The organism is Arthrobacter sp. PAMC 25486 (assembly GCF_000785535.1).
Lineage (GTDB): Bacteria > Actinomycetota > Actinomycetes > Actinomycetales > Micrococcaceae > Specibacter.
The window spans coordinates 788,501-809,165 of record NZ_CP007595.1 but is presented as its reverse complement, the minus strand read 5'-3'; the positions used below and the strand labels follow the sequence as shown (position 1 = coordinate 809,165).

Annotated in this window: 22 protein-coding genes and 1 pseudogene; 10 read left to right on the top strand and 13 right to left on the bottom strand. The window is 64.6% G+C overall.

From position 1 onward, the window contains the following. Positions 1-32 precede the first annotated feature (32 nt). The 10 genes and pseudogenes from art_RS03860 to art_RS03810 form a co-directional block, all read right to left on the bottom strand. Entirely contained in the window at positions 33-797 is a 765-nt protein-coding gene (locus art_RS03860) for a DUF427 domain-containing protein (protein WP_038462568.1), read from the bottom strand. A gap of 111 nt (positions 798-908) precedes the next feature. After that, positions 909-3,038, bottom strand: coding sequence for a UvrD-helicase domain-containing protein (locus art_RS03855; RefSeq protein WP_157875140.1), 2,130 nt, complete (start codon positions 3,036-3,038; stop codon positions 909-911). Between the two features lie 111 nt (positions 3,039-3,149). Further along, a complete protein-coding gene (locus art_RS03850) occupies positions 3,150-3,443 on the bottom strand; it encodes a multicopper oxidase domain-containing protein (protein WP_038462567.1) in 294 nt (97 codons plus the stop codon). Between the two features lie 215 nt (positions 3,444-3,658). Then, positions 3,659-3,865: a multicopper oxidase domain-containing protein gene (locus art_RS23265; RefSeq protein WP_082000083.1), complete on the bottom strand. Its 207-nt coding sequence runs from the start codon at positions 3,863-3,865 to the stop codon at positions 3,659-3,661. After that, on the bottom strand, positions 3,865-4,071 hold the full coding sequence (locus tag art_RS23260) for a hypothetical protein (protein WP_082000082.1): 207 nt from the start codon (positions 4,069-4,071) through the stop codon (positions 3,865-3,867). The genes art_RS23265 and art_RS23260 overlap by 1 nt, the downstream gene beginning before the upstream one ends. A 210-nt stretch (positions 4,072-4,281) precedes the next feature. Further along, the gene (locus art_RS03840) at positions 4,282-4,752 is read right to left on the bottom strand and encodes a hypothetical protein (RefSeq protein ID WP_157875138.1); all 471 of its coding nucleotides are present in this window, start codon (positions 4,750-4,752) and stop codon (positions 4,282-4,284) included. Between the two features lie 153 nt (positions 4,753-4,905). Further along, positions 4,906-5,467, bottom strand: a pseudogene (locus art_RS21480) (HAD family hydrolase); the annotation flags it as partial. Positions 5,468-5,947: 480 nt separating this feature from the next. After that, the gene (locus art_RS03820; protein WP_162182027.1) at positions 5,948-6,685 is read right to left on the bottom strand and encodes an ABC transporter permease; all 738 of its coding nucleotides are present in this window, start codon (positions 6,683-6,685) and stop codon (positions 5,948-5,950) included. Beyond that, on the bottom strand, positions 6,678-7,475 hold the full coding sequence (locus art_RS03815) for an ABC transporter permease (protein WP_038462559.1): 798 nt from the start codon (positions 7,473-7,475) through the stop codon (positions 6,678-6,680). Before art_RS03815 ends, art_RS03820 begins: the two co-directional genes overlap by 8 nt. Further along, positions 7,472-8,182 carry an ABC transporter ATP-binding protein gene (locus tag art_RS03810; protein ID WP_038462558.1) on the bottom strand — a complete coding sequence of 237 codons (711 nt, stop codon included), beginning with the start codon at positions 8,180-8,182 and terminating at the stop codon, positions 7,472-7,474. The genes art_RS03815 and art_RS03810 overlap by 4 nt, the downstream gene beginning before the upstream one ends. A gap of 132 nt (positions 8,183-8,314) precedes the next feature. Here art_RS03810 and art_RS03805 point away from each other — a divergent pair, with 132 nt between their 5' ends. Together art_RS03805 and art_RS03800 are read left to right on the top strand one after the other, a co-directional pair. Then, on the top strand, positions 8,315-9,169 hold the full coding sequence (locus tag art_RS03805; protein WP_038462556.1) for a sensor histidine kinase: 855 nt from the start codon (positions 8,315-8,317) through the stop codon (positions 9,167-9,169). Beyond that, the gene (locus art_RS03800; RefSeq protein WP_038462555.1) at positions 9,166-9,864 is read left to right on the top strand and encodes a response regulator transcription factor; all 699 of its coding nucleotides are present in this window, start codon (positions 9,166-9,168) and stop codon (positions 9,862-9,864) included. Before art_RS03805 ends, art_RS03800 begins: the two co-directional genes overlap by 4 nt. Here art_RS03800 and art_RS03795 read toward each other — a convergent pair. Next, positions 9,813-10,220, bottom strand: a complete 408-nt coding sequence (locus art_RS03795; RefSeq protein WP_038462553.1) for a hypothetical protein — start codon at positions 10,218-10,220, stop codon at positions 9,813-9,815. The two genes, art_RS03800 and art_RS03795, sit on opposite strands and share 52 nt — an antisense overlap. Positions 10,221-10,357: 137 nt before the next feature. Here art_RS03795 and art_RS03790 point away from each other — a divergent pair, with 137 nt between their 5' ends. Beyond that, on the top strand, positions 10,358-10,822 hold the full coding sequence (locus tag art_RS03790) for a GatB/YqeY domain-containing protein (protein ID WP_038462552.1): 465 nt from the start codon (positions 10,358-10,360) through the stop codon (positions 10,820-10,822). A gap of 99 nt (positions 10,823-10,921) precedes the next feature. Next, positions 10,922-11,185, top strand: a complete 264-nt coding sequence (locus art_RS03785; protein WP_038462551.1) for a hypothetical protein — start codon at positions 10,922-10,924, stop codon at positions 11,183-11,185. On the opposite strand, the gene art_RS03780 is transcribed toward art_RS03785, so the two are convergent. Continuing rightward, positions 11,182-12,291, bottom strand: a complete 1,110-nt coding sequence (locus art_RS03780; protein WP_038462550.1) for a hypothetical protein — start codon at positions 12,289-12,291, stop codon at positions 11,182-11,184. The genes art_RS03785 and art_RS03780 overlap by 4 nt on opposite strands. Positions 12,292-12,472: 181 nt before the next feature. Here art_RS03780 and art_RS03775 point away from each other — a divergent pair, with 181 nt between their 5' ends. The 4 genes from art_RS03775 to art_RS03760 all read left to right on the top strand — a co-directional run bounded on the left by art_RS03775 (position 12,473) and on the right by art_RS03760 (position 18,053). Next, the gene (locus art_RS03775) at positions 12,473-13,975 is read left to right on the top strand and encodes a flotillin family protein (protein ID WP_253901462.1); all 1,503 of its coding nucleotides are present in this window, start codon (positions 12,473-12,475) and stop codon (positions 13,973-13,975) included. Between the two features lie 1,135 nt (positions 13,976-15,110). Then, on the top strand, positions 15,111-16,214 hold the full coding sequence (locus art_RS03770) for an outer membrane lipoprotein carrier protein LolA (RefSeq protein WP_157875137.1): 1,104 nt from the start codon (positions 15,111-15,113) through the stop codon (positions 16,212-16,214). Continuing rightward, complete coding sequence (locus art_RS03765; protein ID WP_038462549.1) at positions 16,211-17,218, top strand: ABC transporter ATP-binding protein; 1,008 nt, start codon at positions 16,211-16,213, stop codon at positions 17,216-17,218. The genes art_RS03770 and art_RS03765 overlap by 4 nt, the downstream gene beginning before the upstream one ends. Further along, the gene (locus art_RS03760; protein ID WP_038462548.1) at positions 17,205-18,053 is read left to right on the top strand and encodes an ABC transporter permease; all 849 of its coding nucleotides are present in this window, start codon (positions 17,205-17,207) and stop codon (positions 18,051-18,053) included. The genes art_RS03765 and art_RS03760 overlap by 14 nt, the downstream gene beginning before the upstream one ends. A gap of 38 nt (positions 18,054-18,091) precedes the next feature. Here the strand turns inward: art_RS03760 and art_RS03755 are convergent, their stop codons facing one another. Then, positions 18,092-19,024, bottom strand: coding sequence for a threonine/serine dehydratase (locus tag art_RS03755; protein WP_038462547.1), 933 nt, complete (start codon positions 19,022-19,024; stop codon positions 18,092-18,094). A 161-nt stretch (positions 19,025-19,185) separates the two neighbouring features. Here art_RS03755 and art_RS03750 point away from each other — a divergent pair, with 161 nt between their 5' ends. After that, a complete protein-coding gene (locus tag art_RS03750) occupies positions 19,186-19,851 on the top strand; it encodes an MBL fold metallo-hydrolase (protein ID WP_038462546.1) in 666 nt (221 codons plus the stop codon). 487 nt (positions 19,852-20,338) lie between these two features. Then, positions 20,339-20,662 carry a putative quinol monooxygenase gene (locus art_RS03745; RefSeq protein WP_038462545.1) on the top strand — a complete coding sequence of 108 codons (324 nt, stop codon included), beginning with the start codon at positions 20,339-20,341 and terminating at the stop codon, positions 20,660-20,662. Positions 20,663-20,665 lie beyond the last annotated feature (3 nt).

Here is a 20,665-nt window from a genome sequence, read left to right as displayed (position 1 = left end):
GTGTCCGGGTAGCGTATCCGCGCCAAGGCCTGTCATTCGCCGGGCCGGTTTTTAGTCTTGGAAAAGATGGAGCGCGGCCGGGGGACAGCCGCCCCATCGACGGTGATGTCCACGGATTCGTTGTAAAACGCGATCCTGTCCTTGATGCGCCACACGGCCGGGTACGGGTCGGGATAGGACCAGGCCACCGAGGGTGAGCCCGGGGCATCCCAATAGTTCTCAGCGTACCCCTTGTAGGGGCAGTGGCTGCGATTGCTGCCGGCGCTCAATCGGTCAAGGTGCACGTCCGTACGGGGAAAATAGTAGCGGGTAGGCAGGTAGGTCTCAAACAGCAGAACCGGCTCGATGCTGTCCGCCAGCAGCACGCCGTCGAGCGAGACGGTGATGTGGCGGGAGCTGGGCAGGACCTCGACGCGTTTGTGGGGATCGCGCGGATGGCTGTGGACTTCCTCCTCTTCCTCGAGCCAGCGGTCGAAGGCATCCGGGGCCCAGGTGAAGGTGATGCGCCCCTCGAGTTCCGGGGCGTCCCTGCGCCATGCGGCGTTCGGCAGCTCCCTGCCTCCGGCCTGCACATCAAACCATTGGGCCACGGGACCCTTGGGACCGAAGAATGTGGGCTCTCCTGTCGGTGGGGTGCCCGCCGGCAGCAGCAGGTCCATGCGGACATCCTCCGGGGTGAAGGCATAGGCGGGAATGGGGAACTTCTGCTCCCAGAACAGCAGGGGTGCCCTGCTGTCCACAACTGCCGTGCCGCCCACCATGGCGCGCACCCATTTTTCGCTGGCTTCGGTCCGCATGCGAACCACCTGGTTTCTGTTGGAATGGCTGCGTGGAAATTATACGCCGTGCGGTCCGGGCATCATATCGAAGTTATGTTCGATCGGCGGAGGGGATCCGACCGTGGGTGTTCATGCCACCAGCAGCTGTCCCAGTTCCTGGGTGCAGCGGGTCAGAGCCACATAGAGCCCGTTCCAGCCGCGGGGCTCGGCAGCGATCCCGGCGGCGTCAACCAGCAAGGTGGCATCCCATTCCAGCCCCTTTGTCTCAGTGGCGGACAGCACTGTCACCCCTGGAAGGGCGGCACGCAGCGCCGCCAGGCGGTCAACCGGCGCAACGACGCCCACCATCCCGCCGTGCCAGCGTTCCGAAAGATCCGCGACGGCCCGCACCGCCACTGCCACAAGCCCCTGCTCGTTCACGGTGCGCTCCCACGGCTCAATGCCCGAGGACCGCACGGCCACGGGCGGCTTGTTGTGGCTTCCTGCCTGCCGGAGCACGGGCCCGGTCAGGGCCATGACTTCCCCCGGGGTGCGGTAGCAGATGGTCAGCTGCGCCTTGCTCCACCTCCCGCCGAAGGCGGCGCCCACGGCTTCACCCCAGGTGGTGTGCCGGTGCGGCGCCTCCGCCTGGTCGATGTCGCCCACGGCAGTGATCGAACGGGAGGGGCAGCGGCGCATGATCATCTGCCATTGCATCTCCGAGAGTTCCTGCGCCTCATCGATGACCACATGGCCGTAAACCCAGTCCCGTTGCCCCGCCGCACGCCCAGCCAGGAACCCGCCCTGCTTCCCCTGCACCTCCCCGTCACCCAGTAGGGCCGCCAGTGCATCGAAGAGCGGAATGTCGCTGCTCGCCCACGCTGCGGGTTCGGCCGCGACCCAGGCCTGCTCGGCGTCGTTAAGTTCAGGAGCCCACTGGCGCAGCAGTGTCTCGTCGCCCAGCAGGCGGCGCAGCTCGACAGTGGGGTCAAGCGTTGGCCACCAGGCCTCAAGGGCGGCGGCCACACTGGTGTCGTCCGCGATGCGTTCACGCAGCCGCTCCAGCTCGTCATCCGCGAGCACTCCGTCCACGTCGCTGCCGCCGGCCCCGCCGGCCACACCGCGGGTGTCCTGCTTGCGCAGATCGGCATCGACGCCGCTGAGTAGGTCCTCAAGACCGTCCTCCACCTGTGAGAGCAACTCTTCGCCGCGTTCTGCCACTGCGTCGGCCAGCTGGCCGTGGATGTGCTCGATGCAGGCCGCCCGGGCGCCGTGATGGGAGCGTCCCGAACCAGCTGCGGCGACGATCCTGGCGATCCGCCGTTCATCCAGCGCGTGCAGCTCGCCTTCCCAGACCAGCCCGAGACCGGCGGGTTGAGGGAGGAAGGATGCGGCATAGCGGGTGAGTACGTCCTGCCACAGTGCCCGGCCCTTGATCTCGGCGACGTCGCGCGCCTCCACGCGTTCCACCTCGATTCCGGGCACCAGGGTGTCGCACGTTGCGGAGACCATGGCGCTCTCTCCGAGTGCCGGGAGCACTTGGGCAATGTAGTCAAGGAAACGTGGCGACGGCCCGATCACCAGGACCCCCTGATGCGCAAGTTGTTGATGTGTGAACAGCAGGTATGCCACCCTGTGCAGCGCAACCACTGTCTTGCCCGTGCCGGGTCCGCCCTGCACAACCAGCGGGCCCCGGGCGTCCGCCCGGACCACATCGTCCTGCTCACGCTGCAGGGTTGCCGCAGCCACACCCATCCGTCCGGTGCGCCGCTCGCCCAGTGCCGCGAGCAGGGCGCCCTCGCCAACCAGTGAACTGGCACGGGATCCGTCGAGCGGTTCGTCATCGAGGCCAACGACCTCCCGCCCGGACGTGCGGATGTGGCGGCGCCGTGCCTGGCCCTGCGGGTCCACGGGCGTGGCGGTGTAGAACGCACGTGCTGCGGGCGCGCGCCAGTCGATCACCAGGGGGTCGCTGTCCTCGTCGGGGCTGGGTATGCCCACGCGCCCCAGGTGGCGGACGGTGTCATCGAGGGAGTCGAGCCGGCCAAAGATCAGCCCCTGCCCTGCGTGTTCAAGTTCGGCCCGGCGGCGGCCCAACATGCGCATCCGCGCCTGCTCCACAGCATCACGCACGGGGGAGGCCAGAGCGGACTCGAGTTGCGCCAGCAAGCCGTCGCGGCGGCTGAATGCCTGGTCGAGCATTGCCTGCTCTTCCGCCGTGGCCGCCGCATGGGCGGCAGCTTCGTCCAGGGATGGTATGGCGATGTTGCTCAGGGTCACATGCACTCTTTCACTTCATGGTTGCGGCGGCAGGCCGCCGCAACCATCCTACGGCCGCTGCGCCGGGTCGGTGGCGCAGCGGCACACGTCACCGACCCGGAGCGGCACGCCCTACTTGATGAAGGAGGACACGCCCATCATGCCAGCCTCAAAGTACACAATGACGGTCTCGCCGGGCCGCACAACCATGGTGTGCCTGTGTGCGCCCGCCTCACCAATCTGGAACGCGTGACCATGGATGTGCCTGGGATGCCACATGTCCGCGTCCTTGATGAACGTGACCAGCACACGTTCCCCCACCCGCATATCGAAACTATGTTCTAACTGGTTCTCCATGTCGAAACGGCGCCCGTTGATGCCCCAGCCGTACTTCATCATCCCGCCTGTCAGCGGCAGCTCATGCACACGATCCGGCGCCTTGGCCGGCCGACCCCGGACGGATCGGCGGTGAGCTTCCCGCCGTCGAGCACGTCACCGGCAAGCTCCATGGGCAGCCCCTCGGCCAGCGCAGCCGGATGCGCTCGCCGGCCTTCGCGGCGAAAGTTTCCGGGGCATCCCCGGTTGCGCCGTTGAACAGGTGGAAGGGGATGGCGACATCACCCGCGTCCCCGCCCAGGTACTCACTGACAGCACCTATGAGCATATGGCCCATGGGCACTGGGCCACTGCCTGCGGTGCCGTGGCCACATGTACCCGTGATCCATGCCACCCATGCTTTCGGACGGTCCAGCCTTGACGTCTTCGCGGCTGCCGGGGACGCCGTCGTCGTTGTTGCGCAGGGCAAGCCCGTGCCAGTGGATGCTGGTGGCCTCGCTGAGAGCGTTCATCACGGTGACCTGCGCTGGTCGCCGGCGCTGGCCCGCCGTGTGGGGGTGTTGAGGGTGCCGTTGCAGCTCCAAGTGGGGACGGACCGCCCGTCCAGCGTGGCCGTGAGCGGCGCAGCGGTCAGGGCCTGGGTGACGGTTGTGCCCGACAATGTTCGGCGCGTCTCGTACTTGGCGACGAGCGGATCGGTGGGCAGAATCCGCTCCACAGCATCGGCGCCCGAAGTGTGAGAGCAGGCAGCCAGCGCGGCCGCAGCCGAAGCAGCGAGGGGCAGGCCAATGAACGCCCGGCGATGGGGACGGAAAATAAGTGACTGGTGGTGCGACGTGGTGATTCCTTCAGAAAGTTGGACAGCTTGGCACGGTGGGAGAGGGAGCGTCAGCCGGCACAGGGGCCGGGGGCCCACACAGTCGCTGTTCTACGCGCGGTTGACCTGAAGCTGCGTCAGCGACGGAGCGTCATCGGGCCTGTCAATGGAATCATGTCCGGGCACGGCGGGAAGGCTGGCTTCCACGGACACCCCGCCCACCCCTGATGGAATCGGCGACACCATCACGGGGGAGCCCGTCGTCGGCGTGCACCTGCCATGGGCTGCCATCGCATCACCATGGTCGGTTGAGGGGCAGTTCATGGCTGCGTTGTTCGACGCCGCGTGCACCATGTTCGACAAGACGTGTTGCACGCGGCCATTCGCGTCCCCAAGAACCGACGATGCGCTCGCAGAATGGGAGCTCGCGGGGCGCATGTCCATACGGTCCGCGCTCGCAGGCGTGTCAATACTGTGCGCCGCGTTCATGCCAGCACCGGACGGCAACGATGGAGCCGCCATGGCACCGCCTGCCAGGATGTGCATAGCGAGCAGTCCCGCCACGAGCCCCAGGAATATCATGAGGAGAATCATCTGGCGCCAGAACCGACCCCCGGCAGTGCGGGCACAATATGGGGCATGGCGGGTCCTTCCGGGTGGTTCGGGCTGGGGCTGCCGTGAACTGTATCAATGCAGTCTGGATGAATTTATCTGGATGAAACCCTGGAATGGGCGTTACCGCACGTCCTCCGGGTTCAGGTTGATGCGGCGCAGCAGTTGCGCGTTCAGCGCCAACACGATCGTTGACAGCGACATCAGCACGGCACCGGCCGCGGGGGAGAGGACCAATCCGGCGAACGCCAGGAGACCTGCGGCCAGCGGGACGGAGATGATGTTGTAGCCGGCGGCCCAGACCAAGTTCTGCCACATCTTCCTGTAGCTGGCGTGTGACAAATCGACCATGGACAGCACAGCCCGCGGGTCGTTGCCGGCCAGCACCACACCGGCCGATTCCATGGCCACATCGGTGCCCGCACGCCTGCAGTTCCATCACCTTTTGGACCTTGTCCTGCGGCAGCACCTCGGCGAAGACCTCAGCGATGTCCAGCTCGGCGGCCAGGGCGTTGGCGACCTGGCGGGCGTTGCCGGTGATGAGCGCAACCTTGATGCCGCGGTTCTTCAGCGCGGCGACCGCCTGGCGGGAATCCTCGCGCAGCTCATCCTCAAGCGCGACGGCGCCCATCACATTTCCATCCCGAAGCACGTGCAGGATGGAGGCACCCCGGGCGACCCAGTCCGGTGTCACCCCGGAAATGGAAGCCGGCGGCGCGGTCGGCGAGTGCCTGCACGCGACGGGTCGATTCACTGGCAACACAGCCAGCAGCCCCTGGGGCGGGGGTATGTGTCGCAACGGCAGTAGATGATTTCCCTTTGATGTTTTCGGCACATGCAGGATGCATGAATGCATGGATATTCATACGGATGAGCGGCTGCGACGGCACCTCGAAGCGTCTGCCGCGCCCAATGCGCAGGTTGTTCACGAAGATAAAGCGTGGGCGCCCTTCATGCCCACCGGACGTTTCCTCCGAAAACACGGACCTTGCGGATACTGTTGCCGATCTGAGCAACAACCTGCGGGATCATGCCGCCGAATGGCCGGACCAGCTGAACGCTGCCCCCGCAACCATCGCGGCAAAGAATTGGTGGTGGGTCTCGTCAGCCTGTCGACGGATGAACAACTGACAGCCTGGCTGCATAGCTAACCCGCTGACCCGATTCATGCGTCCCGGGTGATTAACCTGACGGTCGCTGCAATGCCGGTGACAAGTGTCCAGCCCAACAGGACAAGTGCGCCGGATCCCGCCGAAAGCACCGGGTCTGCATCAGGAATGTAGAGCAGGCTGCCGGCACGATCGGGCAGCCACCGGGCATGTTCGGTGGCCGCTGCCACCAGCGGCGAAGCAATCAACACCAACGCCAGCATCGTCACGAGCGCAGGAACAAGGTGCCGCACCAACAGCGCGACGGCATGCGCCAGCAGCCCAATCAGTGACAGATACAGCACTGCGCCGTAAAGTGCCCATGGGCCAACATCACCACCGCTCACAGAATTGCCCATTGCAGCCCGTGTGACGGTGGCAGCCAGCAGGCCCGCCGCCCCGGTGAGAACGGCAGTGGCAGTGGTGAACAGCAGTGCCGCAATGCTTTTCGCTGCCAAGAAGGCGCCTCTGTTCGGAACCGCCGTGAGCGAGGTACGGAATTGGGCACCCGCGTATTCATGCGCCGCAGGCAGGACGCCGAGCAGGATGATGCCCAGCTGGGCAAATGGCACGGATGCCAGTACGGCCTCATTCGCCCCCGCTGATGCCTCCAGCTCACTGGCGGCCAGAGCCACCGCGATGGCGGCCCCAAGCAGGACCGTGCCAACAGCTGCGAGGACCACCAAGGGCAAGGTTCGCAGCTTTGACAGCTCCGCCAGGACAAGATGGTGCCACGTCACAGTCATCTCAGGCATCCCGTCGATGAAACACGATGCCCGAGACAACAAGCAGCGCGATAGTCCAGCCGGCCATGACGATCGCCCCGGGGACGGGATCCAGTCCGCCCTGGACGACGAATTCGCTGGGGAACCCGAACAGGTTCCGGCCTGCCATGTCGGGAAGCCAGTGGGCCAGGGGAGTGACCTTCGTCAGCAGCAGCGAAAATGACACCACCGACCCATTGGCGATCAGTACGATCAGCGGGATGATGCCGCTCCTGGCCAGCGCCGTGATGGAGAAGGCGAGCAACCCCATCAATGCCCAGTACAACGCTGTGCCCAATGAGCGGTTGACGGCTTCGGCAGTCGTCACCGTCTCGGTTCCCGCGTCCCCGATGATGGCCTGCGCCAGGGCGATGTTGCCGGGAATCGTGACGAGGGCGGCCAGGACGACGAAACAGAGAACCACCGCGGCCTTCGCTGTGAAGAGCATCAGGCGTTGCGGGGCGACAGCCAAGGTGGTGCTGATCTGCCGGGCGCCGCCGGATTCGGCCCGGTCCGCCGTGTATTCGCTGCCGATCGCCGTCACACCGATCACCACGGCACCAACGACGCCGACAATCGGCATTGCGGTGAATCCCGCCTCGAAGGCAGAAGTGTCCGCAACCATCTCGGGCGTGCCCGCTGCAACGGCACCGCGTACGGTGAATGCGTTGAGCACGGTGATGGCCACCGAGCCGAGCAGTGCCACGGCCACTCCGGCCCACGCCGCGGGCAAGGTGGCCGTTTTGCGGAGTTCGGCCAGGAAGAGATTTCCGATTCTCACAGCTGTTCCTCCGCCCCGCCGGTGAGGCCGAAGAAGGCATCTTCAAGCGAAGCAAAGCCCGCGGTCACCTGCGAAACCGCTCCGGCAGCGACGACTCGACCGGCCGTGATGATGACAAGGTCGTCCGCAATCTCTGTCACCTCAGCCATGAGGTGGCTGGACAACAGCACCGTGCCGCCCGCATCCGCCTGGCCGCGCAACAGCCCGCGAATCCAGCGGATGCCCTCCGGATCCAACCCGTTGACGGGTTCATCGAGCACCAGAGCCGCCGGTTCACCGAGCAGCGCCGCTGCAAGGCCGAGGCGCTGGCCCATGCCCAATGAGAACTTGCCGATCCTTGTGCGTCCGGAGCCGGCAAGTCCCACTTGCTCCAGCACCTCGTCCACACGGCGTTGGGGGATGCCGCCGGTGCGGGCCACCCAAGCCAAATGGTTACGGGCGGTGCGGGAGCGGTGGGCGCCTGAACCGTCCAGCATGGAGCCGACAGTTCGCAGTGGATCGTGCAACTTGCGATAAGGATGGCCGTTGACGAGGGCTGTGCCAGATGATGGGCGGTCCAGGCCGAGCAGGATGCGCAGGGTTGAGGACTTCCCCGCACCGTTGGGCCCGAGGAATGCCGTGACCCGCCCGGGCAGCGCCTCGAACGTGACATCGGAGAGTGCGGTATGGGAACCATGGCGTTTGCGCAGTGAGTTGAATTGAAGCATGGTTCCATCCAATCCCGGCCCGGCAACCAGGTCACCGGACCAGGGACTGCACTTCTCCAGCTGTCCTCGGACCCTGGTCCCTCAGACCCTGGTCCGATGCCCGGCTGCGGAACGGACGGCTAGCATGGTGGGATGGAAAATGACCGGCCCCTGTGGCGTTCACGCACTGGGCTGGTGGCGGCGGCACTTTTGCTTGTCCTTGGACTGTTCATGCTGACGATCGGCATCGACAGCCCTGCCGCGAGTGCTGCCGTCCTGGCCGCTGCGGTCATCGCCGGTATTGCAGTAATTGTCTGGACGCAGTTGCGTATCCGGACAGAACGACGGCTTCACGAAGATGCCGTCGCCACCTGGGCGGCCGAGCGTGCAACACAGGCTGAACGCCTGCGGATTGCGGCCGAGCTGCACGACCTCGTCTCGCACGGCTTGGGGCTGATTACTGTTCGCGCTGCCGCAGCCCGCAGTGTGCAGGGTCCGGCGGGGGTGCTGGAACGCTCGGACGCGCTGGCGGACATTGAGCATGCCGGGCGTGAGACCACCACGGAGCTGCGCCGCATGCTCAACGTGCTCCGGGACCCGGGTGCAGCACCGTTGCGCCCGGCCGAAACCCTGGCGGACCTCCCCTCGATTATTCAGGCAGCGGAAGACGGCGGCCTTGTGGCAACCCTGAACATGGAGAAGATGGGTGACGTGGCACCTGGCGTCCAGCTCACCATCTGTGCCGTGGTGCGCGAAGCACTCAACAACTCACGCCGGCATGCCGGCCCGACCCGCGTGGTGGTGGAGGTACGGCGTGAAGGTGAGATGGTCGTCGTCGTGGTTCAGGACGGTGGCCCCCAGGGAGGCTGGCAGCCTCAGCCCGGCGCCGGGCACGGCCTCGAGAACCTGCGCGAACGACTCGCCCTCCTCGGCGGGACACTCCACACTTCCACCACCGGACAGGGATTCACGCTGACCGCCCGCATCGCAGACCAGGGGAATCCATGACTGCCGAGCTTGCTCCACCGGACATCCGCGTGCTGATCGCCGACGACCAGCCGCTGCTGCGACACAGCCTGGCACTGCTCATCGGTGGCGCCCCGGGCATCGCCGTCGTCGGAGAAGCGGCCACCGGCCGGGAGGCCGCAAGCGTCGCCAGGGAACTTGTGCCTGATGTGATCGTCATGGACATCCGCATGCCCGACGGCGACGGCATCCAGGCGACCCGGGAAATCACCGCGGATCCCACGCTGTCAGGCTGCCGGGTCTTGGTGCTGTCCATGTTTGAACTGGACGAGTACGTGTACGGCGCGCTGCGGGCCGGTGCCAGCGGTTTCCTGCTCAAGGATGCCCACCCGGACCAGCTGCGGGACGCGATCCGGCGCACGCACGCGGGGGAGTCGTTGTTTGCGCCCGCCATCCTCACCCGCCTCGTGGAGCATTACGTCAGCCGTCCGCATGCCGTCCCTGCGGCGGAGCTGGGCGGGATCACCAGCCGCGAAACCGAGGTGCTCACGCTGGTGGCCCGGGGACGCTCGAACGACGAGCTCGCCGCGGAGCTGTTCATCTCGATCAAGACGGTCAAGACACATATTGGCAGCCTCCTCGCAAAGCTTCATGCACGCGACCGTGCCGGATTGGTCATCGCAGCCTACGAACGGGGCTTGGTCACGGCGGAACATGCCATGGGCCGGGGGCAGTGAATCAGGGCCGCACCTGCGAACTGGCCGAACCCCCAGCTACCGCTGCTCGCCCTGTCATCCGGCACAGCCCGGAACGAATACTCAATCGCGGAACTAGTCGGCTCCCGGCCCGGCAACAATTCCTGATCGGTTTCGGCCGCGCCGGCCGATGGGTGCCAGTCCCGACCGACGCTTTTGCCCTTGGACGCCCGGACGAGCCTGCCGATCACTCCAACGGCGACGGCGTGTGTGAGGCCCAGCGAAAGGGTGACCCCCGGCAATTCCGGCCGGGCGGCCATCATTGCCCCGGCGACGAGCAGCAGGACCATCGCCACCCAGGCGGCCATCTTCCAGACTCGGTTGTTTTTCCCAGCCATGACTACCCCCTTTGCCGCCAGCAGAGGCCCCGCCTCCAGGTTGTCTGCCCGGGCGTGCAAAGGCGACGCCGCCGGAGGGAGGATAATTGATGGGAATGGCCGCGAGGCCAGCACAGTTACCAGACTTAGGGGAATACATGTCCACGCTCAAGCAAACACTCAAGTCCGACGTTATCGCGCACATGAAGGCCGGCAACAAAATTGCCCTGACCACCGTCCGCAACGTCTTGGGCGAGATTGAAACGCGTGAAAAGGGCGGCAAGACCCCTATTGAGTTCGACGACGCACAAGTCACCACGCTGCTCCAGAAGGAAGCGGCCAAGCGACGCGAAACGGCAGCCATCTACACCGAAGCCGGCGAGCCGGACCGTGCGGCGGCCGAAGTTTCTGAGGCGGAGGTCATCGAGGCCTACCTGCCCCAGCCTCTCAATGCTGAGGAAGCCGCCGCCATCGTTGACCGCATCATCACCGGCCTTGAAGCTGAACAGGGCGCGCTGTCCATGAAGCAGATGGGCCAGGCCATGAAGCCGATCACCGCTGAGATTGCCGGCCGTTTTGACGGCAAGGCCATTTCGGAAATGGTTCGCAAGCGCCTGCAGTAACACCCGCCACACCAGCTGCACGGTGTCCGGCAACGCGCCGGATGCCGTGCGGCTATGCCACGCCCACGCCATGAACCCCCATACCCACAAGGAAACCCCATGATTCACCTCACGCAGAACAGTGACGGATTTGTCCACATGAGCAGGAAATTTCCCGCCACAACACCCATCACCATCACCTTCAATGACGGCACCACGGGCGAGTACACGGGCAGGCGCATGAACGAGATCTACGATGCGGCCCTTGCCGCGTACAGGCTTGGCAACAACATGGATGCCAAGGGCTTCAACCGGAACGAGACGAAGATCCACCGGCGAAACGCCGTGGACCACGTCCCGGTTCAGTCGGGCATGCCGGCCTAGCGCGGCGTCTTGCGGCGCCGGAACTCCCACCGGCCAACGCGCAGCATTGGCTCCCAACCGCCCCCGTCGCCGCGGTCATGGCCGTCGCATGCCTGGCCGTCGCGGCTGCCGCCGATGGCGCCAGCTGCGGATTTGGCCGCAGGCCCTGCGTCCCAATCCGTCGTGGCCTCGGCCAGGATCGCCGCGCATTGCGCCGCCGTCTCATTGGAAATGTACTGGCGGCGGGATTCCAGCAGGGCCTTGCTCAGATCACAGAAATACTGGCCACCGGTCGCGGCCAGTCCCAAAAGGCAGGCAACAGCCCAGGCCAAGGCCAGCGAATAGTCTCCGTCGCCCGCGTTCGCGGCAATGAGTTCCCACACCGTGAAGAACAGTGAGAGCCCGGCCAGCAGCGCAAATGGCAGAATCCATTTCCCCGCAGTGATGCGATAGTTGAGCAGCATGTTCCGCTGAAAGTTCCGGGTTCGTGCCCGGTGGTGCGGTGCGGACTGCAAATACCGCAACTGCTCAATGAACCGCGGCCGCTCGGAGGACTCGTGCGCGGTGAAGAAGAAGTCAAAGTCCCCACCGGTGAAGGCGCCTGCACGTTCCTTGTCCAGGTCGGTCCGGAGCTGGTCAAATTCTCCCTTGTAATGCGCAATTTGGCGGGAACTTTCAAGTGCGCCAAGCTTCCACGCATGGTTGAGGTCGGCAAGCATCTCTGGAAAGCCCAGCCGTTCCTTTTTCGCGAGTATCTTGGCGGTGAGCAGGATGGCCAGGGAGTAGAGAGCTGCGGTCACCAGGGTGGCCGCGATTCCGGGCAGGTCCAGGGGGCTGAGGGAACCCTCCGCCCGGTCAATGTGGCCCGCAGCCAGACTGGAGGTGATCCCCATGATGTAGTTGGCAACGAGTGTCAGCAGGCCAATGATCAGCACCGTGTAGAAGAACATCCGGCGGTTGGCCCGCATTTCCTGGTTGTCTCCGGCCACCACGGCCAGCTTTCGGCGCTGGCGGGCGTTGTCCAAGATTTGCACCGCAATCGACACGAGGCAGACGAGCAGGAAAATGATGATGAGCACCGGCCCGTCATCTTCGATAACGATGCTCAAATCCCCTGTGTCAGTCATTGTTTGCCTTCGCTCTGGACGACCGATAGCTCAGGCTACAGCCTGCAGTAGCGCCCGGCCACAATATGCCAACACGTTACTCGACATTAATGGCGAAAAGCCGCGTCGTCCGTAGGATGGTAGCCACCAGGCGGGCCGTCAAGTCTCAGCGGGACCGCCGTGAAACCCGAAAGGTCTCATTTTGTCGATTTTGGCCCTCATTCCCTTGTTCATCGGCCTCGGCGCGCTGGTGGTCGTCATCATCATCGGGGCGATCATCTCCCGTATGGCGCTGCACATTGCCAGCCCCGACCAGGCGCTGGTCATCTCCTCCAAGGACAACAAATCCCAGCCGGACCCCAACAGCCAGCGCGTGGTGTTTGGCCGCATCTTCATCAACCCGTTCACGCAGCGCGCCTACCCCCTCTCGCTCGCCTCACGCCAGGTGTCGCTGAAGATTGAGGGCATCTCCAAGAACGGCATCAAGCTCCATCTCACCGGCGTGGCGCAGGTGAAGGTGGGTGGCGATGCAGAGTCCGTGCGCAAGGCGGCCCAGCGCTTCCTCAACCAGCAGGACGCCATCGACCACTACACGCAGGAAACGCTGTCCGGTTCGCTGCGTTCCATCGTGGGCACCCTGACGGTGGAATCGATCATCAAGGACCGGGCCACCTTCGCCAAGAGCGTGAAGGAGGAGGCCGAGCATTCCATGCATAACCAGGGCCTGGAGATCGACACCTTCCAGATCCAGTCGGTCGATGACGAAACCGGCTACCTGCGCAACCTGGGCCGCCCCGAAGCCGCCCTGGCCGAGAAGAACGCCAAGATCGCCGAAGCGCAGTTCTTGCAGGAAGCCGAGCAGGCCAAGGCCATTGCCGACGAGCAGGTCGCCCTAGCCCAGCAACAGCTGATCATCAAGCGCGCCGAGCTCAAGGAAGAAGCCGACGCCCGCCAGGCACGTGCCGACGCCGCCGGCCCACTGGCCGCGGCGGAGCAGCAGGAGCAGGTCATCATCCGTGACCAGCAGGTAGCCCTGCGCCGTGCCGAACTGCGTGAAAGGGAGCTTGACACTGAGGTTCGCAAGCCGGCAGACGCAGACAAATACCGCTTGATCCAGCAGGCTGATGCCAAGCTGGAAGAACGACGCCGGGCCTCCGAGGCCGCCGAAATCGAGGCCACCGTTGAACTCGCCAAGCGTAAGCTCACGGCCGAGGGTGACAGGGTTGCAGCCGAGGCAGACGCTGCCGCCAACACGGCGCGAGGCAACGCAGACGCCGCAGTGATCGAGGCACGCGGCCGCGCAGACGCCGCCGTCATCAAGTCCATGGGCCAGGCTGAAGCCGAGTCCAGGGAGGCCAAGGGTGTGGCAGAGGCTGCAGGCATCGCCGCCCAGGCCGAGGCCTACGAGAAGTTCAACGAGGCTGCCATTCTCAGCAAGGTCCTGGAAGTTCTGCCGGCCATGGCCCGCGAGGTTGCCGCTCCGATGGCAGCCATCAAGGACATGACCGTCATCTCCAACGACGGCGCCAGCCAGTTGAGCAAGAACGTCTCCAGCGGTGTTCAGGAGACAACGCAGCTGATCAAGGACACAACCGGCCTTGACATCATCAGCCTGCTGCAGGGCATGGTCGGCGGGAAGGCCGATGCTCCCGTCAGCGAGTCGCTCGCCAGCACCAATCACAAACTGGCCGACCCAGTGGAATAACAGTCCCCAACCACGCACGACGGCGGCGGCTCACCTCAGGTGGGCCGCCGCCGTCGTACGTGCCCCCAGCAGCGCTTTACCTTCAGGGCGTTCGGTTTACGCGTGGCGAGACGAGCCCGATGACCGGTCCACGTTTGATGATCGCTGCGACGTCGCTGATGTCTGTGATCCAGTCATGAACTTCGGGTGCCACAAGCTTGAAGAGTGCGTTCATATCGGCCAAACGCCCCGTGACACTCGTTGAAGCGCTTGAAACAGGTTCAAGGTGGGCAAGCTTGTTCCTTAAACTGACTGCGGACATGAGTCATCTAGAGACGTCTGCCCGGGCTGTGCCACGTGGGAAGCCTCGATGCAGATAAGGAGTCCAAAGCGTACTTTTTCGGGCTTTGGGGGTGCTGAGGAATTGCCAGAAACCAAACGAGAACCTAGCGATGACCAGTCCATGGGTGGCCGCGGTGCCAACTGGGAGTCAAGGGCGTTGCGAACGGCAACTTCCACAGGTGCCAGCTCCCGAAGGATTGCCGAAGTAGGCTCCGAGTTCCAAGCGTAGATTTCCATGTCCAGCGAGTGATCGCCGGAAGCCAAGTACCGATATTTGTTGTAGCGGTGTTCCGACAGCCCTGCAATGGCCTGACCAGGGGTGGGAACATCGGCCTGTGGCAATCGTTCAGGCGTCAATAGTAAACTCCGGGGGCACTACGGGATCGGTCCTCTGTTCAATGGTTTGCGATTCGAATAGGAAGCGTAGTGCATAGAAGGTATTGAAGGGTCCACCCTGGTGGGCCCTTTCTTCTGTTAAAGCTCTTGTTCGATGGAACTGGGTTTGCGGTTAGCGGCCAAAATGTGTGGATGGTCCAGACAATTTCGACGGCGGCTACTCACCTCAGGTGGACAGCCGCCGTGGTGCTTCTCTCACCAACGCTGCAGCACTTTCTGGGTGTTTTCCCGGACGCTTCACATAAATCGCACAAGCGAAACGACCACGGCCTCCGCGCAGTGCAAAACGTGCTGCAGCGTTCCGAAAAATGGGCCGTTAAGTGCTGCAGCGTCATAAATCGAAGGGGATACGTGGGGCTAGCTGGCACGGTGGGGCGTAGTCTGGTGTTATGTGTTCGGTCCGGAGGATTGGAGCGCCATGAACAGCCGCTGGGTGAAGTGGATACCTGCTGCGGCGATGCCCGCAGTGATCGCCGGGGTGGTGATTGCTGGCCCGTTACAGGCTGCGCCATCCACTGACTTACCTGACAAAACTCCCGAGCAGGTCATTGCCATGGTTGCTGCCAGCCGTGTCACCGCATTCTCCGGCACCATCAAACAGGGAGTTGCTCTGGGACTGCCAGAACTGCCTGCCACCGGACCTTCCAATGCCTCCTCTGGAAGCGACGGCCTGGGCCAACTCGTTGAGATGCTGAGCCAAGACCACGCGGCCCGGGTCTATGCCGACGGCGCCACGAAGCAGCGCATTCAAGTGCTGGACGTCATGGCTGAGCGCAATGTGGTCCGCAATGGCCGCACTATTTGGACTTATGATTCGTCAGCCAACGAGGCCACAAAAATCACGCTCCCCGAACACCCGGCAGGCATCACCGACATTCCCGCAGCTCCTGTCATGAGCCCGGCAGACCTCGCCACCAAGTTATTGGTGGCCCTTGACCCATCCACCACAGTGTCTGTGGGACCTGAAACAAGCATTGCCAACCGGGCCGCCTATGTCCTGGCACTGACGCCCCGGACACCGGACACCTTGGTCGGTACAATTTCCGTGGCAGTTGATGCCCAGACGGGGATTCCACTCAGCGTTGCCGTCTACCCGCAGGGCTCAGACACAGTGGCCTTCCACGTGCAATTCACCCAGCTCGACCTCAAGGCACCGCCCGCTTCAGTATTTGCCTTCACACCACCAGCAGGCGCCACCATGAGCGAGCATGGCATCCCAGCGCCTGATGCCGCAACGCACAACCCCAGCACCACGCCACCCTCCTCGAGCCAGCTAGGGGAATCGGACAATCCCCAGGTCAAGGTCAGCGGTACGGGCTGGGCCGTCATCGCCGAGACTCCGGCTGGCACTGTTCCTGCAGAGCAGCTGACCAACCCGGCACTGCAGGAAATACTGCACCAGGTGGACGGCGGCCAGGCGCTGGAAACCACGCTCTTTAGCATCCTCATCACCCCAGACGGCCGGGTCTTCAGCGGTGCCGTACCCGTTGCCGCACTACAAGCTGCCGCGGCGGGCCAGTGAGCAGCCCTGCAGCCGGCAGCGCGGATAGCGCGGGCAACGGCACCGCCATTGAAACCCGTGGACTGACCAAGAGATTTGGTGCCCAAACCGCCGTCGGAAATCTGGACCTGAAAGTACCTGCCGGTTCCGTCTTTGGCTTTCTGGGCCCGAACGGTTCAGGGAAAACCACCACCATCCGCATGCTGCTCGGGCTGATCACGGCCACCAGTGGGGAAGCCGACGTGCTGGGCCGCCACATGCCTGCCAGAAGCGATGCCGTTCTGCCGCGCGTCGGCACACTCGTGGAAGGGCCGGCGTTCTACCCCTTCCTGTCCGGCCGCGCCAACCTCGCCCGGCTCGACAGCGCCGACCGGCACGCATCCCCGGCCACCCGCAAGGCGCGCGTGCAGGAGGCCCTGGAACGCGTGGGGTTGCAGGCCGCAGCCAGCAAAAAGCTCAAGGCTTACTCTCTCGGCATGAAGCAGCGGCTGGGCCTGGCCAATGCCCTCCTGCAGCCGCGCGAGCTCATGATCCTGGACGAGCCCACCAACGGCCTGGATCCCCAAGGCACGCGCGAGGTCCGCAGCCTGGTGCAGTCCCTCGCCGCGGCCGGCACCACCGTTTTTGTCTCGAGCCACCTCCTCGCCGAGGTCGAACAGATCTGCACGCACGCGGCCATCATGCGCAACGGCTCCCTCGCAGCCCAAGGCACACTGGAAGAGCTTCGTTCCGCCGGTCGGTCCCGTGCCACCATCCTGACGCCCGACGCCGGAGCTGCCCTTCTCGTGCTGTCCCACCTAGGGCTGGTCCCCGACACGGACAACAACGCAAGACTGTCTGAGGGTGCCGGACCGGCCCTCGAGGTCGCAGCCTGGCTGCCCGAAGAAGGCGCACCCGCTCCCGAAGCGATTGTCGCCGCACTCGTCTCAGCCAAGGTGCGGGTACGTGGCTTCTCCGTGGCAGCAGAAAGCTTGGAAGACCGCTTCGTCGAGCTGACAGGAAGTGGCTTCAATGTCGCCCAGTGATAAGAGCCCGTCGCCGAGGGGTTCAACCCTTCCCTTGTTGCGCAGCGAACTCTCCCTCATGTTCCGGCGCCGCCGGACCTGGGCCATGCTGGCGGCCTTGGCCGCGATCCCCGTCCTGATTGCCATCGCCGCCAAGTTCCGCTCACCGTCGCATGCTGGGGACGGCCCACCATTTTTGGACCGGGTCACCCAAAACGGATTGTTTGTGGTGCTCACCGCCATGGTTCTGTGTGTACCTGTGTTCCTGCCCCTGACCGTGGGTGTCACGGCTGGCGACACGGTGGCGGGGGAGGCCAACATGGGTACCCTGCGCTATCTGTTGGCGGCACCCAGCGGCCGCTTCCGTCTCCTAGCGGTGAAATATGTGGGAGCCGCCGCATTCTGTGCGGCCGCAACAGCCGCCGTCGTACTGGCAGGGAGCATCGTTGGGCTCATCCTCTTCCCGTCGGGGCCCGTTCCGTTGCTCTCCGGCACCATGGTGAACGCGTGGGAGGCTGAGGGGCGGATCCTGTTGGTGGGGGCGTATGTGGTGGTGTCGCTGCTGGGATTCGCGGCCATTGGACTGTTCGTTTCCACGCTGACGGACATGCCGGTAGGGGCCATGGCTGCCACGGTGGTGCTATCCATCGTGGCCCAGGTACTGGGTGCGCTGCCGCAGCTGGATTGGCTGCACCCATGGCTTTTCACCAACTATTGGATGGGTTTTGCAGACCTGTTGCGTGATCCCATTGTCTGGGGCTCGTTCGGCAGCAACGCCGTGCTGCAGCTGGGCTACATCGCCGTGTTTGGGGCGCTGTCGTATGGCCGCTTTGCCACGAAGGACATATTGTCCTGAGCCCCCGTGGTGCGGCACCGAACTACAGCCGGGCTGCCCTACAAACCGGCTGGGTCTGTATTCGCGCCACACAGGATGACTGCCACGCGTTCGCCGGCCGCGGGTGCGTAGGCACCGAACTGCAGGGCCGCGTAGGCGGCCGCGGCACCGTTTTCCAGAACGATCCGGTAGTTGTCCCACAGAAATTGCCGGGAGGCGGCGACCTGTTCGTCGTTGACGAGGACGCTTTTCACACCCGTACGGACGGCCACACCGAATCCGATGTCACCTATGCGGCGGGCACCCAGCGAGTCGGCCGCGAGGCCGGAAACTGAAACGTCTACGGGCTCCCCGGCGGCCAGCGCGGCGTGCAGGCTCGGCGCATTCTCTGGCTCCACGGCAACAACCTTTGCCTGTCCCTCCAATGCAGCAGCGATTCCGGCCATCAGTCCGCCGCCGCCCACAGCGACAAGAACGGTGTCAACGCCGTCCAGCTGGCCAAGCAGCTCGAGCCCGATAGTTCCGGCGCCGGCGGCGATCTCGGGCTGGTCGTAGGCATGGCAATAAACCGCTCCGGTGCGCGCAGCATGGGCCATCGCCAATTCATAGGCGTCGGCATATTCCGCCCCCTCCTGTACGACGGCAGCCCCCGCCGCGCGCAGCTTGGCCACCTTCACAGCGGGTGACGTGAGCGGCACAAACACCGTTGCGGGAACGCCCACGGCGGCTGCAGCATAAGCGTTCGCCAGCCCGGCGTTGCCGCCCGAGGCGACCACGATGCCAATCTCCGGGTCGAGTTCGCCCCGCTCCTGGCAGCCTAGGATGCGGTTGAAGGCGCCGCGGGCCTTGAAGGTGCCCGTGTGCTGCAGGAATTCGCACTTGAGCCAGACCTCGGCGGGGGAGTGGCCGGCATCGAGCATTAGGACGGGAGTGGTGCGCACCCGCCCCGCAATACGGGCGGCGGCCTGGTCAACATCTTCGCGGGTGATCATGGAGGGCTCCTGGCAGGCGGGCCGCGGCGGGTGGCGCACACGGACAGAACCAGTCAAGGATATGGCCGCCGCCCTCGCGCCGTCGAACATTCTGCTCCTTCAGCCGCATCCTGAGATTATCGCCGTCGCTTGCCATCTCCCAACTTCGCTACGCTTGTGCCATGACTGTTGATTCTTCGCTAATCCATGATCTTCCCAACCACACTGTGCGCCGTGCCGTTGTATCCGAAATGCAAAACAACATCTACCTGATCACCGCGAAGGCCACCGGAGAGCAAATCCTCATCGACGCCGCTGACGACCTTCCCGCCATCAACGCCCTGCTCGCCGATGCGGCAACGGACGCCGGCGTTCCCGCCAGACTTGCTCTGATCGCCACCACGCACCAGCACTGGGACCATGTACGGGCACTCGCGGAGCTCAAGGGCCAGGAAGGCGTGCCTACCGCGGCCGGCGCCGACGACATTGCCGGTATCGAGGCGGCATGCGCAGTCACCACCGAACAGCCGCTGCAGCAGGGCGACATTGTGCACGTCGACGGCATTGATCTTAAGGCCATCCAGCTGCGCGGCCACACCCCCGGCTCCATCGCCTACGCGTTGACGTTCGACGGCGGGACCCTGATCTTCAGCGGTGACTCGCTGTTCCCGGGCGGTGTTGGCAACACGGAGCAGGATCCGGCACGGTTCACGCAGCTGCTCAGCGACGTTGAGGAGCGCCTCTTTGACCAGTACCTGGACGCGATCGTATTGCCCGGCCACGGCAATCCGACCACGCTGGCCGCGGAGAGGGACTCCGTGCCGGAATGGCGTAATCGCGGCTGGTAAACCGGAGGCCGACCGCAATGGCTTTTCCTGTGCGCTGACAGCGAAGTTGTCCTTGCGCATGGCGAAACTTTCCATGAGGCATGCGCCTGCGTAGGCCGAAAGTTTGCGCATGCCGGGGGTCGGCGGGTGTTCGTGCCACGACGACGTTGACTATGCGCAGCATGGAAGGGCAGCATGGCACAGCTGTCGTAGTGGCGCAATACCCGGCACAGGGCATGCGCACTTCCAAAGCCCACCCGCTCCCACCGCTCGCAAGCTCCGCGGCGGGCCCGTCGCGGCCGTGGGCCCACGTTGTGGCCCCTCGGCCGGTAGCGCCTCCCACCCTCCCCAAACTCGCTACGCTCGTTTGTGGCCCCTCGGCCGGTAGCGCCTCCCACCCTCCCCAAACTCGCTACGCGCGTTTGTGGCCCCTCGGCCGGTAGCGCCTCCCACCCTCCCCAAACTCGCTGCGCTCGTTTGTGGCCCCTCGGCCGGTAGGCTTGGAAGCATGTACTTTATTGTTGTGAAATTCCAGGTCAAACCCGAATCCGCCGAGCAGTTCATCGACATCGTGACACCGTTCACGCAGGCCACCCGCGCCGAGGCAGGCAACCTCTGGTTCGACTGGTCACGTAGCGTGGAGGACCCCAACGAGTTCATCCTCGTTGAGGCGTTCCTTGACGACGAAGCCGCAGGCCTGCACGTGAACAGCGACCACTTCAAGGCGGGCCTGGAATCCATGCGCCCCGCTTTGGTCTCAACACCGAAGATCGTCTCCCGCAAGGTTGACGGGGACTCCTGGGGCGAGATGGGCGAACTGCAGATCGGCTAATTT